General features: G+C 57.3%; 15 protein-coding genes, 1 pseudogene and 1 riboswitch. Of the genes and pseudogenes, 3 read left to right on the forward strand and 13 right to left on the reverse strand.

Going from position 1 to position 15,899, the window contains the following annotated elements:
* Positions 1 to 2: 2 nt before the first annotated feature.
* The 6 genes from AC6I8A_RS22960 to AC6I8A_RS22985 are packed head-to-tail and all read right to left on the reverse strand — an operon-like array spanning position 3 to position 4,298.
* Entirely contained in the window at positions 3 to 737 is a 735-nt protein-coding gene (locus tag AC6I8A_RS22960; RefSeq protein WP_497819283.1) for an ABC transporter permease, read from the reverse strand.
* Positions 721 to 1,437 (reverse strand): ABC transporter ATP-binding protein, encoded by a 717-nt coding sequence (locus AC6I8A_RS22965; protein WP_497819284.1) that lies wholly within the window; start codon positions 1,435 to 1,437, stop codon positions 721 to 723. Before AC6I8A_RS22965 ends, AC6I8A_RS22960 begins: the two co-directional genes overlap by 17 nt.
* Positions 1,434 to 2,399: a HesA/MoeB/ThiF family protein gene (locus AC6I8A_RS22970; protein WP_497819285.1), complete on the reverse strand. Its 966-nt coding sequence runs from the start codon at positions 2,397 to 2,399 to the stop codon at positions 1,434 to 1,436. The genes AC6I8A_RS22965 and AC6I8A_RS22970 overlap by 4 nt, the downstream gene beginning before the upstream one ends.
* A gap of 11 nt (positions 2,400 to 2,410) precedes the next feature.
* Positions 2,411 to 3,169, reverse strand: coding sequence for a thiazole synthase (locus AC6I8A_RS22975; RefSeq protein ID WP_008110718.1), 759 nt, complete (start codon positions 3,167 to 3,169; stop codon positions 2,411 to 2,413).
* Positions 3,170 to 3,172: 3 nt separating this feature from the next.
* Positions 3,173 to 3,370, reverse strand: coding sequence for a sulfur carrier protein ThiS (thiS, locus tag AC6I8A_RS22980; protein WP_256698512.1), 198 nt, complete (start codon positions 3,368 to 3,370; stop codon positions 3,173 to 3,175).
* Positions 3,354 to 4,298: an FAD-dependent oxidoreductase gene (locus tag AC6I8A_RS22985; RefSeq protein ID WP_497819286.1), complete on the reverse strand. Its 945-nt coding sequence runs from the start codon at positions 4,296 to 4,298 to the stop codon at positions 3,354 to 3,356. Before AC6I8A_RS22985 ends, thiS begins: the two co-directional genes overlap by 17 nt.
* 129 nt (positions 4,299 to 4,427) lie before the next feature.
* Positions 4,428 to 4,547, reverse strand: a riboswitch (TPP riboswitch).
* A 175-nt stretch (positions 4,548 to 4,722) separates the two neighbouring features.
* On the opposite strand from AC6I8A_RS22985, the gene AC6I8A_RS22990 reads away from it, so the two are divergent.
* On the forward strand, positions 4,723 to 5,160 hold the full coding sequence (locus tag AC6I8A_RS22990; RefSeq protein ID WP_061719087.1) for a 6,7-dimethyl-8-ribityllumazine synthase: 438 nt from the start codon (positions 4,723 to 4,725) through the stop codon (positions 5,158 to 5,160).
* Positions 5,161 to 5,254: 94 nt separating this feature from the next.
* On the opposite strand, the pseudogene AC6I8A_RS22995 reads toward AC6I8A_RS22990, so the two are convergent.
* Both AC6I8A_RS22995 and AC6I8A_RS23000 read right to left on the reverse strand, forming a co-directional pair.
* Positions 5,255 to 6,568: pseudogene (locus AC6I8A_RS22995) on the reverse strand (MFS transporter).
* Positions 6,569 to 6,755: 187 nt separating this feature from the next.
* Positions 6,756 to 7,481: a pirin family protein gene (locus tag AC6I8A_RS23000; RefSeq protein WP_497819287.1), complete on the reverse strand. Its 726-nt coding sequence runs from the start codon at positions 7,479 to 7,481 to the stop codon at positions 6,756 to 6,758.
* Between the two features lie 123 nt (positions 7,482 to 7,604).
* Between AC6I8A_RS23000 and AC6I8A_RS23005 the strand changes: the two genes are divergently transcribed.
* Positions 7,605 to 8,480 carry a LysR family transcriptional regulator gene (locus AC6I8A_RS23005; protein WP_479485615.1) on the forward strand — a complete coding sequence of 292 codons (876 nt, stop codon included), beginning with the start codon at positions 7,605 to 7,607 and terminating at the stop codon, positions 8,478 to 8,480.
* A gap of 376 nt (positions 8,481 to 8,856) precedes the next feature.
* On the opposite strand, the gene AC6I8A_RS23010 is transcribed toward AC6I8A_RS23005, so the two are convergent.
* The 5 genes from AC6I8A_RS23010 to AC6I8A_RS23030 all read right to left on the reverse strand — a co-directional run bounded on the left by AC6I8A_RS23010 (position 8,857) and on the right by AC6I8A_RS23030 (position 14,555).
* Positions 8,857 to 10,089: an MFS transporter gene (locus tag AC6I8A_RS23010; RefSeq protein WP_497819288.1), complete on the reverse strand. Its 1,233-nt coding sequence runs from the start codon at positions 10,087 to 10,089 to the stop codon at positions 8,857 to 8,859.
* Between the two features lie 184 nt (positions 10,090 to 10,273).
* Positions 10,274 to 11,218 (reverse strand): ROK family protein, encoded by a 945-nt coding sequence (locus AC6I8A_RS23015; RefSeq protein WP_497819289.1) that lies wholly within the window; start codon positions 11,216 to 11,218, stop codon positions 10,274 to 10,276.
* Entirely contained in the window at positions 11,215 to 12,081 is an 867-nt protein-coding gene (locus AC6I8A_RS23020; RefSeq protein WP_497819290.1) for an ABC transporter permease, read from the reverse strand. The genes AC6I8A_RS23015 and AC6I8A_RS23020 overlap by 4 nt, the downstream gene beginning before the upstream one ends.
* Entirely contained in the window at positions 12,081 to 13,001 is a 921-nt protein-coding gene (locus tag AC6I8A_RS23025) for an ABC transporter permease (protein WP_497819291.1), read from the reverse strand. Before AC6I8A_RS23025 ends, AC6I8A_RS23020 begins: the two co-directional genes overlap by 1 nt.
* Positions 13,002 to 13,019: 18 nt before the next feature.
* The gene (locus AC6I8A_RS23030; protein WP_497819292.1) at positions 13,020 to 14,555 is read right to left on the reverse strand and encodes an ABC transporter substrate-binding protein; all 1,536 of its coding nucleotides are present in this window, start codon (positions 14,553 to 14,555) and stop codon (positions 13,020 to 13,022) included.
* 201 nt (positions 14,556 to 14,756) lie between these two features.
* On the opposite strand from AC6I8A_RS23030, the gene AC6I8A_RS23035 reads away from it, so the two are divergent.
* Positions 14,757 to 15,890: an ROK family protein gene (locus AC6I8A_RS23035; RefSeq protein ID WP_497819293.1), complete on the forward strand. Its 1,134-nt coding sequence runs from the start codon at positions 14,757 to 14,759 to the stop codon at positions 15,888 to 15,890.
* The last annotated feature ends 9 nt before the right edge of the window (positions 15,891 to 15,899 follow it).

Below are 15,899 nucleotides of genomic sequence, written 5' to 3' on the forward strand. Positions count from 1 at the left end.
CCTTATGTAGATTGCCAGAGGAGTTTCTTGCGCATTAGCGCTACGCTGCCCGAAAGCAGCAGCGCCAGAATCAGTAACAGCAGCAGTGCCGCGAAGCTGGTGGCGGTTTCCAGTCGCGCGTTGGATTGCATCATCAGATAGCCAAGCCCTTCGCTGGCGCCGACCCATTCACCAATCACCACGCCAATCGGCGCCAGCACCACGGCCATCTGCAGGCCGGAGAAAAATTGCGGTAACGCGGCGGGCCAGCGCACGCGCCAGAAGATGCTGAAGCACGATGACGTGCTGGTTTGCGCCAGTTCCAGCCAGCCGCTGGGCGTGCGGCACAGCCCATCGAACAGCGATAAGCACAGCGGGAAAAACAGGATTAAAGCCGCTACCACCACTTTCGAGGCGATACCAAAACCGAGCCACAGCACCAGCAGCGGCGCAAGGGCAAACACCGGAATCGCCTGGCTGGCGGTGACCAGCGGAAACAGCACACGACGCAGCAGCGGACTGGCCGCCATCAGCACCGCCAACGTCACGCCCGCGCCAACGCCCAGCAGCAGCGCCAGCACAATTTCCGCCAGCGTATAGAGCGCGTGATGCCACAGCAGTTGACGATGCAACCACAGCGCTTCAAACACCGCCTGCGGCGTGGGCAGCAGGAAGGTTGGCACGCCGCTGTGACCCGCCAGCAGCCAGCCGCACAGCAGCACCACGATCAGGTAGATCGCGCTAAACAATGTTTTCATGGGTATTCAGTCGGGTAAAGAGTTGAGCCTGCGCCTGCAGCACGTCGGGATGATCAAACGCACGCGGCGCGTCACCGCCGGGAACCGGCCAGCTTTCGATGGCCAGCGGCTGGCCTTGCAGCAGCAGAATGTCATCGGCCATGCGGCACGCTTCCAGCGGATCGTGCGTCACCAGCAGCACGGTTTTGCCTTGCAGTAATTCGGCAGTCAGCGTTTGCAGGCTGAGTTTGGTCATCACATCCAGCGTGGCGAAAGGTTCATCCATCAGCACCACGTCGCGCTGCGCATAGAGCGTGCGTGCCAGCGCCACGCGTTGCCGCATGCCGCCCGAAAGTTGCTGCGACGGCGCATGCGCTACGTCACTGAGTTTCACCTGCTCCAGCAGCGCCAGCGCGCGCGGACGATCCGGCTTTTCGCCGCTGAGCCGCGCCGACAGCATCACGTTGTCGAGCACCGTCAGCCATGGATAAAGCAGATCCTGCTGGCCCATCCACGCTACGTTGCCGCTTAAGCCCTGCACCGCGCCCTGCTGCGGCTTGAGTAATCCGGCCACCAGCCGCAGCAGCGTACTTTTGCCGATGCCGCTGCGTCCCAGCATTACCGTGGTTTTGCCGCCGCGCAGTTGCAAATTCAGCCTCTGACACAGCGGTTTATCGCCCCAGCTAAAACTCACATCGTTGAAGAAAATGTCCTGATTCATGGGCGATTGGCCGCCAGAATCGCCAGCTGATGAAATCCACGCTGCGCCAGCGCGCTAGCGGCCTGCGCGGCGCGGATGCCGCTGGCGCACACCAGCACGATGCGCTGCTGGGCGGGCGGCTGCCATGCCGCAATCGCCTGCGGCAAGATGCGCTCAACGCCATCCGCCACGCTGACCGGCGCTTCTTCACAGCTGCGCAGTTCAACAATGCAGTCATCGGCGGCGAGCTGTTGCGGGTCAATAAACGGCACCGCATGTTCCGGCTCTTCCGCATCATCAAAGCGGAACGGGCGAAAATGCCAGTTCACGAAGTCGCAGTTCACCAGACAACCGAGCGGTGATGGCTGCAATTCCAGCAGCACGCTGAGCGCCATCTGCGCCTGCATCGCGCCGAGCGTTGCCACCGCCGGGCCCATCACGCCGGCGGTGTTGCAGTTCGCTGCCGACGAAGGCAAGCGCGGGAACACGGCGCGATAACTCGGCGCGCCACCACAGAATCCGCCGACGTAACCTTGCCGTCCCAGCACCGAGGCGCTGATCAGCGGAATGCCCGCCTTCATGCAAGCATCGGAAAGTTGGTAGGTGACGGCAAAGTTATCGGCGGCGTCGATCACCAGATCGCAACCCGCTAGCGCCTGCTGCACATTGCTGGCGCTCAGCGATTGTTGCAGCGCCTCGATTTGCACCTGCGGATTGCGCTGCTGCAACGCCTGCTGCGCGCGCAGCACTTTGGGCTGGTCGATATCCTGCTCAGTAAACAGCGTTTGCCGATGCAGGTTATGCAGCGCAACTACATCGTCGTCATACAGCCGAATATGGCCGATGCCCGCGCCCACCAGCTGCGGCAGTAGCGTAGCGCCCAATCCACCCGCGCCCGCCACCAGCACACGCGCCTTAAGCAGCTTCTGCTGCCCTGCCTCGCCGATTTCCGGCAGCATCATCTGGCGTTGATAACGTTGCATGTTTGCCTGCCTCAACTCAGATTTGCCAGGCCAAAGATCGGCGTGGACGCGGCTGCCATGTCGCGCTTCTCCATCAGTCCCGCAGCGCGTGCGGCCTGTCCGGCTTCAATCGCCAGTCGGAAGGCGTTGGCCATACCAATCGGATCGCCCGCTTTGGCAACGGCGGTGTTGAGCAGAATGCCATCGAAGCCCATCTCCATCGCCTGCGCCGCCTGCGACGGCGCGCCAATGCCAGCATCAATGATCAGCGGAATGTCGCTGAACCAAGCACGCATGGCGCGCAGCCCGTCGATGTTGCGCAAGCCCTGACCGGAACCAATCGGCGCGCCCCACGGCATCAACAGTTCGCAGCCCGCCGCCAGCAGTTTTTCGCCGACGATCAGATCTTCAGTGGTGTAAGGAAACACCTGAAAACCCTCTGCGCTGAGGATGCGCGCGGCTTCCACCAGCGCGAAAGGATCGGGCTGCAGCGTGTCGGCGTGACCAATCACTTCCAGCTTGATCCACGCGGTGTTGAACAGTTCGCGCGCCATGTGCGCGGTGGTGACGGCTTCTTTCACCGTGTGACAACCGGCGGTATTGGGTAACACGCGGATGTTGAGGCCGGTCAGCAGTTCACGGAAAGCCGCGCCCGCCGCGCCTTCGCGCCGTAAACTGACGGTGATGATGTCGGTGCCGGAGGCGGCAATCGCCTGCTGCAAAATGGCGGGCGAAGGATAACCGGCGGTGCCGAGCAGGAAGCGCGATTGCGGGTCAAAATCGTAAAACATCGCTTAACCTCCCTGCATCGGTGACAGCACTTCAAGCTGGCAACCTTCATCCAGCAGCTGCGTGTAGTACTGGCTTTTTGGCACAAACGCACCGTTGTAGGCGGTGGCGACGCAGGCCGCGTCAATTTGCTGCTCGATCAGCAATTCGCTCAGGCTGTTTGCCTGCGTGCTGATGAGGCGGCCGTTAAGCTGAATGTTCATTTTTAAGTTCCCCAGAAAGACGCTGCATCAGCTGCTCTGCCAGCATCGGTGCCAGCAGAAAACCGTGGCGATACATGCCGTTGAGATAAAAGGTGTGGTTGTGATAGTGGATTTCCGGCAGATTCGCCGGATAAGCCGGACGCAGCCCGCTGCCGCTCTCAATGACGCGCGCTTCGGCTAAAGCCGGATGAATGGCGTAGGCGGCGCTGAGCAACTCCATCATGGCGCGCGCGCTGATGGCGCTGGCGTCGTCGCTCTCGATCATGGTGGCGCCGAGCATAAAGTGGCCGCCGCGTCGCGGCACCAAATAGCAGGGAAAACGCGGATGCAGCAGACGAATCGGGCGGGAAAACTGCACGTCTTCGCTGTGCAGAATCAGCATTTCGCCGCGCACCGCACGCAGGCGCGGCAGTTCCGGCGCGGCGTGAATGCCGCGACAATCGATAATCTGGCCGCTCGGCGCACGATTGTTGAATGGTACGCCGCGTGCGATCAGCGTGACTCGCATCTCCTGCAACGCCAGACGCGGATCGAGATGCGCTTCCCCGGCGAAAAACAGACCGCGTGCAAAGCGCCCTTCCAGCGCCGGTTCGATGTCGGCGGGATCGACCCATTGGTGCTGCTCGGTCATACGGGCGAAACGGTTGAGTTCCTGGCTATCGCGCGGCGGCGCAACCACCAACGTGCCTTGATGCTCGACGCTGCTGACGCGCTGTTGCCACCACGCGGCGGCGTGTTGCCCAAGAGTGATAACATCGCGCGGCGCGCTTTCGGCTTCACACCAGGGCGCCAGCATGCCGCCAGCAAACCACGATGCCGGGCGGCGCGCGTCATCGCCAATCACCTCAACGTCTTCACCGCGTTCCGCCAGCAAAGTGGCTACGCATAGGCCCGCCACGCCGCAGCCAAGCACGCTCCAGCGGCTCACAGCGCCGGATCCAGGATGTTCAAACAGGGGGAATTCACATCGGCCTCTCAGTGTTAGCTGAGACCCGCAGATACAGGAGAAGGGAAATGGCGCATCCATCGAGCTGGTTTGAGCGCCAGACAGCCCAATGATAAAGACTGTCAGTCTTCCTACGCCAGTATCAACTGGGTCAGGTTCAAAGGGTCGCTAAACCGCGCAGTGCGCTATTAGCCTCTCAGTCTCTTTGGCGAGACTCCCCCGACGCGTCTATTTGTATTGCAGGCGATGGTCGCCGTCAAGCGCGGAATAACCAGACTGTTTACATGGGAATAAGCAGCAAGGCATTTATCGCTACCTGGGCTTTGTGGATCACAAACGTAACATATGGTATACAAACACATTATTTTATGCGCAAGAACCAATTACAGGTGATGTCGGAATATCCATGAAGAATATTAAAATTGCATTTATTAAAGCCGGCTGGCACAAAGAAATTGTCCACAATGCCCTGGTGGGATTTGAAAAAGAATTAGCCGATCAATCCGTAGAAGCAGAATTAAAAGTGCTGGAAGTGCCTGGCGCATTTGAAATGCCGCTGCTGGCTAAGCGTCTGGCCGAAACTGGTAAATACGATGCGATTGTCTGCGCGGCGCTGGTGGTTGACGGCGGTATCTATCGCCATGATTTCGTTGCCGCTGCGGTCGTAGACGGCCTGATGAATGTGCAGCTGACTACCAACGTGCCGGTGTTCTCCGTGTCATTAACGCCGCATAATTTCCAGCCGGTTGATGTTATCGAAAACTTCTATACCGAGCATTTCATTAAGAAAGGTAAAGAAGCCGCGCGCGCTGCGCTGGCTATTCACAATCTGTCGATTGATTAATGCATTAAAAAGGGAGCACCTCATCAGGCGCTCCCTTTTTATTTAATCTGACTTTCTACTATTAATATTCAGAATAGTGCCAGCCTCGCTTCACTTAATGTTTCACACTCATCAAATGATTACTTTTCATATGTCGGCGCGTTTCAGATGGATTGATATCGCACGCTTTCGGCAGTAACAGCGTAAAGATTCCCGCAATCACCAGTGAACCCGCCAGCCAGCAGATCGCCACGTTTTGGCTATACAGCAGTGTCATGATCCCTACTAAGTACGGTCCGCAGAATCCACCCAGATTACCCAAGCCATTGATCACGCCACGCGCGCTACCCGCCACTTCCGGCGCAGCGATACGTCCGGGAATCGACCAGAACGGGCTGGTTGCCGCTTTGAGGAAGAAGCCGCACACCACCAGCGCGATATAGGCGGCGACGACGTTATTATGCAGCACCACCGATGCCAGCAAGGCAGCGGCAAAACAGAACAGCGACACCATCACCCACAAACGGCGCTTGCCGGTGCGATCGCTTAACCACGAAATAGCGTAGATGCCGAGTACCGTCGCGACAAAAGGAATCGCCGCCAGCAGACCAACGCCCGCCATGTTGGTACCGGTGAGATTTTTCAGGATACTCGGCAGCCACAGCGTGTAACCGTAATCGCCGGTTTAATAGAAGAAGTTGAGCGCCACTAACTTCATCAGGCCCGAGTTGCGAAACACCGCTTTCAACGGCGCTTTGCTGACCGGTTCCTTTTGCAGATGCTGAGCCTTTTCGCGCGCCAGTTCGCGCAGCAAATACTCCTTTTCTCGCGCCGGTAACCAGCGCGCCTCTTCAGGACGATCGGCGATCACCAGCCACCACACCAGCAGCACCACCGCTGAAAGCAGGCCTTCGATTATGAACAGCCAGCGCCAGTCCAGCACATTGATGATGTAACCCGATATCGGCGCAGTAAACATGCCACCTAACGGCGCGAACATCATGACAAAGGCGTTGGCGCGACCCAGCTCTTTTTCCGGGAACCAGTTGCTGACCATGGTTAACACCACCGGCAGCATGCCGCCTTCGGAAATCCCCAGCACAAAACGCAGCGCCAGCAGCTGATAGTGATTGGTGACAAAACCGGTGGCGATCGACACCACCATCCACGCTACCAACGACCAGGCGATAAAGCGTTTGCCGCTGCCATTCACCGCGATACGTCCGCCCGGCACCTGTAAAAACAGATAACCAATAAAGAAGATACCGCTTACTACGCCAGCCATTTGGCTGGTGATCGCCAAATCCTGATCCATACCGCCAGGCAGCGCAAAGCTGATATTGACGCGATCCATGAATGAGACAATGCAGGTGATGAGAATCGGGGCGATGACGCGATACCAGCGCGTTCCGGGGATTTTTTCTTGCATGCTGCCCTCTTCATGTTAAGCCGTGATGCTTAGGTTCATTGGCTAACTATTAAAGAGAGTATGGAAATAATTATTGCGATCTTAATCACTGCAATTAATGTTAAGAAAAAGTGTTACAACCGCTGTGATCGCGCATAAAAAAAAGCAGCGCGATGGCTCGCACTGCTCTTTGACCGCTTTTTAATCATTAACGCTGCGGATGATTCACTTCCAGCGGACGCAAATCAAACACCAGCACTTCCGCATCTTCGCCGTTAGCAAACTCCAGCGCGCTTTCGTTGCGTACACGTGCGCCGTCGCCCTCTTTAAACTTCACGCCGTTCACTTCGATGCTGCCGCGTGCCACGTGAATATAGGCGTAACGATCGGCATCCAGCGCGAGGGTTTGCTGCTCAACACCGTCGAACAGTCCGGCATAAATGCGGATATCCTGACGCACGCTAAGCGATCCGTTTTCCCCTTCCGGCGAAATAATCAGACGCAGCTGACCGCGTTTGTCACTTTCCGCCACCGAAATCTGCTGATAACCCGGAGGCGAATTGCGTTCGCCAGGCACGATCCAGATCTGCAGGAAGTGCACATTGTCGGTTTTCGAGTGGTTAAACTCGCTGTGCGTAACGCCGCTACCGGCGCTCATCAGCTGCACATCACCCGGCACAATCACCGAACCGGTGCCCATGGAATCTTTATGCTCCAGCGCGCCTTCCAGCACATAGGAGATGATCTCCATGTTGTTGTGCGGATGCGCACCAAAGCCGCGACCCGGTGCAACGCGGTCATCATTGATCACCAGCAAGTCTGAGAAGCCGGTTTGTTTTGGATCCCAATAATTGGCGAAAGAGAACGTATGATGCGAATTCAACCAACCGTGGTCACCCACTCCGCGTTGTTCTGACAGGCGTTGTTCAATCATGGTCTGCTCCTCAAATTTGCTGTTGGGGGGCGATTGCCCTTCCCGTTGCAGATAAGTATACGTAAACTGATTTGCCTAACAATGCGTCATAATGACAATGACTGTCACCGATAAGTGGACAATATGCAGATTGAAGATCTTCGCATTTATGTAGCCGTGATCAAAGCCGGTAACTTCACCGCCGCCGCTGAACAGCTGATGCTGTCGAAGCAGTATGTCAGTCGCCGCATCGCCGCGCTGGAGGAGTCGCTCGGCGCGCGGCTGCTGAATCGCAACACGCGTAAATTGTCGGTGACCGATAACGGTCAGCTGTTTGCGCAGCACGCGCAGCGCATTCTGGATGATGTGCAGGAAGCCGAGCTGGCGGTTTCGGGCCGTCGTCAGGTACTACAAGGCAGCTTTCGCCTGAGCGTGCCGATGTCGTTTGGTATCAGCCATCTGTCGCCGTTTATCGCCGAGTTTCTTAGCCTGCATCCGGGCTTGCAGTTTCAGGTTGAGCTGGCGGATCGGCATGTCGATATGGTCGGCGAAGGATTTGATATGGCGATCCGCATCGGTACGCTGCCCGATTCGAGCCTGATCGCTAAGCGGCTGGGCGAGTTTCGCCGCGTGATCTGCGGCAGCCCATCATACCTGCAAGGCGCAGGCGCGCCGCGTACGCCGGAGGCGCTGAGCGAGCATTTGTGTTTACGCTACGGACGCGAAAGCCAAACCGGCTGGGAACTGTTTAACGGCGACCAGCGCAAAGTGATTAGCGTGCATGGGCCGATGGTGAGTAATAACGGGGAAATGTTACGTGACGCGGCGGTGGCCGGATTGGGGCTGATTCTGTTGCCGGAGTTTATCGTGGCACCGGCGCTGGCAAGCGGTGAGCTGGTGACGGTGTTAGAAGAGTGGCAACCGACCTCGCTGCATCTCAATGCGCTCTATCCGCAGCATCGCCAACGCAGTGAGATCAATCGGGTGTTTATGGCGTTTTTGCAGCAGAAGTTGGCTTGAGGTCGCCATAAATGGCAACCCTACGGGATTTTAAGCGATTGTGAGTCAGGTTGATGCATTGTCGCTGCAGCGCGGGTGTTGAGGCGACATCCTAACCCGCTGAGCGAATGAAGGATTCCAGGGCGAGCCGCATGGATGCGGCGAGAGGTGGCGCTGAGCAGGAGCGAATCGACACCGGTCCGTCAGGAATCGTGAACGAGTGAAGGTACCGCGTAGCGGCGGGTTGGGCTGGCGCAAGGCCCGGGAGTGCAGAGGGCGTGGCCAGACGCCCTCTGCTCGGTCGCCGCATGGAGGTACTGCAACTGCCTCATTACATGGCGAACGAAAGTCGCTCTGCGCTGATCGGTATTACGCCATTAATGGCGACCGAGACGTGTTAATGGCTTTCGTGCGCAAAGGTAATCGATTTACGGCGTGCATCGCGCATCGCCACCGCATGAATCAGCAGACCCAACACCGCCAGAATCGCGCCTACCCAACCGGTGGATTGCCATCCTAAACCCGCTGAAATGGTCACGCCGCCCAGCCACGCACCCAGTGCGTTGGCGAGGTTAAACGCCGAATGGTTCATCGCCGCCGCCATGGTTTGCGCATCACCGGCGACATCCATCAAACGGATCTGCAGCACCGCTGCCAGCGCCACCATGGTGCCCACCAGCATCACGTTGATGGCGCCTGCCAGCGCATAGTGCGCGGCAAACACGAAGGCGCTGAGCACCAGAAATGACCAAATCAGCAAAATGCGAATGGTCTTTTCAATGCCGCGATCGGCCAGACGACCACCGGCGATGTTGCCGATGACCATACCCAAACCAAACAGCGCCAGCACCGCCGGAATCCAGCTTACCGGCATCTGCGCCAGTTCGGTCATGGTCGGTTTCACGTAGCTAAACACCGAGAACAAACCGCCGCTGCCTACCGCGCCAATCGCCAGCGTCAGCAATACCTGTTTGCGCGTCAGCGCCGACAATTCGCGCAGCGGGCTGGCATTTTTGTCGCCCGCCACGTTTGGCACCCACAACCAAATCAGCAGTAAGGTCACCAACGCCAGACCGCCGACAATGGCGAAGGCATCGCGCCAGCCAAACCATTGGCCGATCGCCGTCACGGCGGGCACGCCGAGTAAGTTGGCGATGGTCAGGCCAAACAGCACCATCGATACCGCTTGCGCGCGTTTGCGCCGTTCCACCAAACCCGCTGCGACTAAAGCCGCCACGCCAAAGAAAGTGCCGTGCGGGAAACCGGCGAGGAAACGCGCCAGCAGCATTGAGTAGTAACCCGGCGCAATGGCGCTCAGCAGGTTGCCCGCAGCAAACAGGCCCATCAGCGTCATCAGGAAATTACGGCGTGAGGCGCGTGCGCCCAGCACTGCCAGCAGCGGCGCACCAATCACCACGCCAAGCGCATAGATACTGATGAGATGCCCGGCTGAGGGGATCGAAACGTTGAGGCCTTTGGCTGCATCGGGCAGCAGGCCCATGATGACGAATTCGCCGGTACCAATGGCAAAGCCGCCGGTGCCGAGCGCGAACAAGGCTTTTAGCACGCTCTGACGCGGCAGCGATGCCTCATCCGGCAGCTGAGTAAGTTGGGGTTGTACTGATGACATGAGTTTTCCGAACCGCAAGTGAAGAACTCAGTCAGGATCGTGATTGCCTGAAACAATCATCGTCAGGACTGAGAAGAGTGAGCGGCATATGATAGCGCAAATATGGGTGAAGGGTTGGCGTTACGGTGCGGCAGCGCTTTGGCAGAGGTCGCCATGAATGGCGACCCTACAAGGATTGGCGCGTTTATGCGCGCCTGGTTAAATCACGCGCCAACAGGGCCGCGCCCATCATGCCGCCGTGATGCGCGAACTCGCCTGGCACCACTAAGCGATGCGCGGTGCGGCGCAGCACGTAGCCCTGCACCACCTCATCTAATGCCGCGATCAACGGAGCCACCGATGCCAATCCGCCGCCAACCGCCACGACTGACGCGCCGGTGATGTTGATGCTGTAAGCCAGCGGCTGCCCGACAATTTGCAGCCATGCCTGAATGGTTTGCTGCGCCTGCGCCTCCTGCCGCTGCCAGCGTTCAATGATTTCTACGCTGCTTGCCGTGCGGTCATGCAGCGTTTGATGCAGATTTTCCAGCCCGCGTGCGCCACCGTAGCTGTCGAGACAGCCTTTTTGGCCGCACGGACAGGCCTTGCGCGGCAGTCGCCGCGTGACGCCATCGATCTCCACTTCGGTTAGCGTAATCGGCCCATGTCCCCATTCGCCGGTCAAACCGTTCTGCCCGGTGATGATGCGGCCATCCGCCACCAATCCGCCGCCAACGCCCGAACCGAGAATCGCGCCAAATACCACTTTGTGTCCTTTGCCCGCGCCCGCCAGCGCTTCCGCCAGCGTGAAACAGTCGGCATCGTTATGCACAATCACCTCGCGTTGCAGGTTCGCGCCAAGCTCTTTTGTCAAACTGCGCTGATGAAACGCGGGAATATTGCTGGCAAACATCTCGCCGGAATCGGGTGCCACAATGCCGGCGGTAGAGATCGCCACCGGACTGCTGGTAGTAAAATGCAGGTGATGTTGGGCAATCATTCGGCCCACCAGCGCGGTGAACTCGTCCCAGCTTGCCGCCGGGATTTTTTGCTGATCGAGCAGGGTTAATTCACCCTGCGCGTTCATCACGCCTAACTTAATGAAAGAACCACCCAGATCGAGGCAAATCACCGCAGATTGTTTACTCATAAACGTTTATCCATCACATCGCGCAAACCGTCGCCCAGCACATTGAAGCCCAGCACGGTAATCAAAATCGCCAATCCGGGGAAGAGTGACACATAAATATTCAGGCCGAGGAAGTTGCGCCCATCGCTCATCATGGTGCCCCACTCCGGCATCGGTGGCTGCACGCCTAAACCGAGGAATGACAGGCTGGCGGCAGACAACACCACCGCGCCCGCCGTCAGCGTCGATTGCACAATCAGCGGACCAATTGAATTACGCAGAATGTAGTGGGTAATGATGCGCGGATAGCGCACGCCGAGCATGTGCGCCGCTTCGATGTACTCCATGTTCTTCAGGCCCAGCGTCAGGTTACGGCTCAAACGCGCATAGACAGGAATCGAGAACAGCGAGATGGCGATTAGCATATTGGTCAGTCCTTCGCCGAGCACGCTAACAATCAAAATCGCCAGCACGATGCCGGGAAAGGCGAAGATGATATCCATCATCCACATGATCAGCGCATCAATTTTGCGTCCGGCTAAACCGGAAATGATGCCGAGCGGAATACCGATCACCATTGAGATGGCGACGCTGAGGCTCACTTCAAACAGTGTGATACGCGCGCCGTAAATCACGCGCGAAAAAATGTCGCGGCCATAATCGTCGGTACCAAACCAGTGCGTGGCCGATGGCGCTTGCAAAGTGTTGAGCAGATCCTGCTCCACCGGATCCCAATGCGTAATCAGCGGAGCCAGCGCGGCGGCGAGCACCACCAGCAGCACTAACGCACCGCCGATGGCAATGGATGGATTGGCTATCAGGATGCTGAGCAGGTGTCGGCTGCGCGAACGCGGCGGCAGCACAGAAGTTTCAATGCTGTTCATCAGTCGAACCTTATTTTTGGATTGAGCAGGCCAATCAGGATTTCGCCGACCAGATTCATCAGCACCACGCCGGTAACCGCCACCAGCGTCACGCCCTGAATCACCGGATAATCGCGGTAGCGCACCGAATCCACCAACAAGCGGCCAATGCCAGGCCAGTTGAACACCGATTCGGTCACCACCGCGCCGCCAATCAGGCTGCCGAAGTTGAGCGCCACGATGGTCACAATCGGGATCAGCGCATTACGCAGCGCGTGCTTCCAGTTAATGCTGGCAGAGGATAATCCCTTGGCTTTGGCGGTGCGGATGTAATCCTGGCTCAGCACATCCAGCATGCTGGAACGCGTCATGCGCGCAATCATCGCCATCGGCAAAATCGCCAGCGTGACAGTCGGCATGATGTAGTTTTTCCACGAATCAGCACCTAACAGCGGTAACCAGCCCAGCTCGACGGCGAAGTAATTCATCGCCAGCAGCGCCAGCCAGAAGTTGGCAATCGACGCACCGGCAATGGTCAACACCATCACAATTTGATCGGGAATGCGCTGGCGATAGATGGCGCCGGTCATGCCCGCCGGCACACCAATCGCAATCGCCAACAGATACGCCAGCGCCGCCAGCGATAAGGTGTACGGCAACCGCTCTCTGATCTCGGTCATCACCGGACGCTGCGACTGCAACGACAAGCCAAGGTTGCCGTGCAGCGCTTCCGCCGCGAATTTGACATATTGCAGCGGCAGCGGCCGATCCAGCCCCAGCCGCACGCGCATATGGTCCACCGCTTCCTGCGGCGCTTCTGGTCCCGCCATCAGCCGCGCCGGATCGCCCGGCAGCGCGCGGATGGCGATAAACACGATAATCGACACGCCGAAAATGATTAACGGCAGCGAAAGCACCTTTTTTGCGACGTACGCTTTCATATCACATCAACCATTGGGTTATTGCTTCACCGCGTCGCGTACGACGATTTGTCCGCCTGGCTGCATCACCACGCCGCTGATATTTTTACGTGCGGCATAGAGATCGTCCTGATAGAACAGCAGCACCTGCGGCGCTAATCCGCTGATCTGTTTTTGCGCCTGGAAATAGAGATCTTTGCGTTTGGCATCGTCGAGCGTCGATGCAGCGGTGTCGATCAGATCATCGGTTTGCTTGTCGCTAAAGAAGCCGAGATTGGCCCCGCCCGGCGCAAAGCTACTGGTGTGATAGAGCGGACGCAGCTGCAGATCCGAACCATACAAACCAGAAGACCAGGACGCCAGCACCGCATCGGTGCTCTGCGCAGCTTTCTCTTTGCCATCGGCAAACGCCGCTTTGGTCCACACGCCGCTCTCCATCTGGCGCACGTTGAGTTTCACGCCGATTTTGCTCCACATGCCCTGCAGCACTTGTGCGGTACGCGCATCTGGAGCCTGCACCGCGATCGACATTGGGAAACCGTCGGCGTAGCCCGCTGCTTTCAGCAGATCTTTGGCTTTTTGCAGATCATACGGATAGTCATGCAGCGCTTTGTCGTAGTTCGGATCGACCGGTGCTAGCGCGGAGTTCGCCGGTTGTGCATAACCAAACATGATGGCTTTCACCAGCGCCTGCTGGTCGGTGGCGAGATTCAGCGCCTGACGTACGCGCACATCACTCAGCGCTTTGCTTTGGGTGTTGAGATCGACCCAGAACACCGCCGCACCCGGCGACTGTTTGAGATTAACGTTGGGGTTGTTTTTCAACATGCCGGCAAACTGCGGCGGCACCGGGTTAATAATATCAACCTGCCCCGATTGCAACGCCATATTCATCACTGAAGGCTCGCTGCTCCACGTCCATTTAATTTCATCCGGACCGGAAGATTTCCCCCAATAGTCGGGATTCTTTTGTTCAAGCACATATTCGCCGGATTTGTACTGCACCAGTTTATAAGGACCGGTGCCGTCGGCTTTATTGTTAATACTGCCCGCTTTATCCGCCGTTGGACTCACCATTAATCCCGGACCGGAGGCTAAAACAGTTAAAAAGGCCGGGTTAATTTTTTTTAGCTGAAACGTGACAGTGAGATCGTCTTTTTTCTTCACGTCCTGAATAAAGGTACGAATTTTCCCGCTACCGGCTAAACCGCGCTGCGAATTTAAATGACGCTGGAAGTTTTCTATCACCGCATCGGCATTAAATGGCGTGCCGTCGTGGAATTTCACATTTGGCCGCAGGGTAAAGGTCCAGTTAAGTCCGCTGTCATCGGATGTCCAGGATAATGCCAGCGCCGGAATGATTTTGCCGTCATCACCGAGACGCGTCAGGCCTTCGTACATCGGGTCCAGCACCGTGCCGGTGAAGGTCGCGGTTTGGTTGCCGGGGTCCATGCTGCGCGGTGGTTCGTTTTGCATGATCACCAGTTGGCTGGCAAATACGGAGGCGCTTGCCATCGACGCAATTAAACAACCGGCCAGCGTCAGTACCTTGAAATGCTTGTGTTTGCTTTCCATGAAGACCCTCAATGAATCATTGAAACGATCAGTGAAATATCCACGCTATATAAGCCACACTCGCTAAACAAAAGCCAATAGGTTGGTTCATATAATTTACTTATAATCAGATCTGCATTCAGAAATTTAACTAAATATCGTTGTATTTGTTTTCTGTCCTTATTATTGTCAGCGCATAGTGCTAACGCCGTGAGAACCTCAATGCTCAATGCCCACCAGCAACAAATTCTGCGCTTACTTATTGCGTCGCATGGCATGAGCCGCACCGCGCTTGCGGAAAAAATGAAATTAAGCAAAGCCGCAATTAGCCCGCTGGTGAAAGAGATGCTGCAGGCTGGATTGCTGGAAGAGAGCGTTCCGGAATCCAGCGGTCAGGGTCGTCCATCGGTGTTATTAAAAATGCGTGCCGATAGCGCCTATTTTCTTGGTGCCTCGCTGCTTGGCGAGCGTGTGGTGTTAGTGCTGATTGATATGCACGGCCGCACGCTGGCCGCCACGCAAATGTCGTTGAATCTCGACCCGCAGCAGCTGGCAAAAATGATTGCGGCGGCGATTCCCGATCTGATTGCTCAGAAATCGATTTCGCAAGATCAGCTGATCGGGTTGGGCGTGACGCTGTCCGGATTTGTCGATGAAAATCAGGCCATTTGCGTGCAGTCGGCGCTGCTGGGCTGGAAAAACGTGCCGCTGGCGGAACTGTTGAAACAGCAAACCGGGCTGGAAGTGTCGTTAGAAAACGATGCCAAGGCGTTAGCGGTGAGCGAGAAGATTTTCGGCGTGGCGAAAAAGGCGCGCAACTTCACCCTGATTTCCCACGGTGACGGCATTGGATCGGCACACTTCTTTCAGGGCCAGTTGCACCGAGGCGCACACGGCGCTGCCGGTGAAATCGCCCACTGCACCATCGAACCCGGCGGACGTCCGTGCCGCTGTGGCAAACGCGGCTGCCTCGATACGCTGGCCTCGTTAACCGCCATCCGCGAAAGCGTGCGTGACAAAGCGCTGGAGAGTGAATCGATCGCCGAGCTGGAAGCGCTGGCGGTAAAAGGCAACAGTGCGGCGATTGCCATCTTGCATCAGGCCGGTCATGCGCTGGGCTTGTCGATCGCCAATATCATCCAGATGAACGACCCCGAATTAATTGTCATTGCACATCAGCCCGATTCGTTTGATGGCTTGCTGAAAACCGTGGTGATGCAGGCAATCGACAGCCATGTGCTGCCGTCGATCATCGGCAAAACGCCGATCGCCAGCATGGTAATCAACGAAGAGAGCTGGGCCAGAGCCGCAGCCAGTGTGGCGGCGTATCGTTTTATCATTCACTTACCCGACTAGCGGAGGCTG

Source organism: Pantoea sp. X-Soil-ISGK-275 (genome assembly GCF_059730795.1).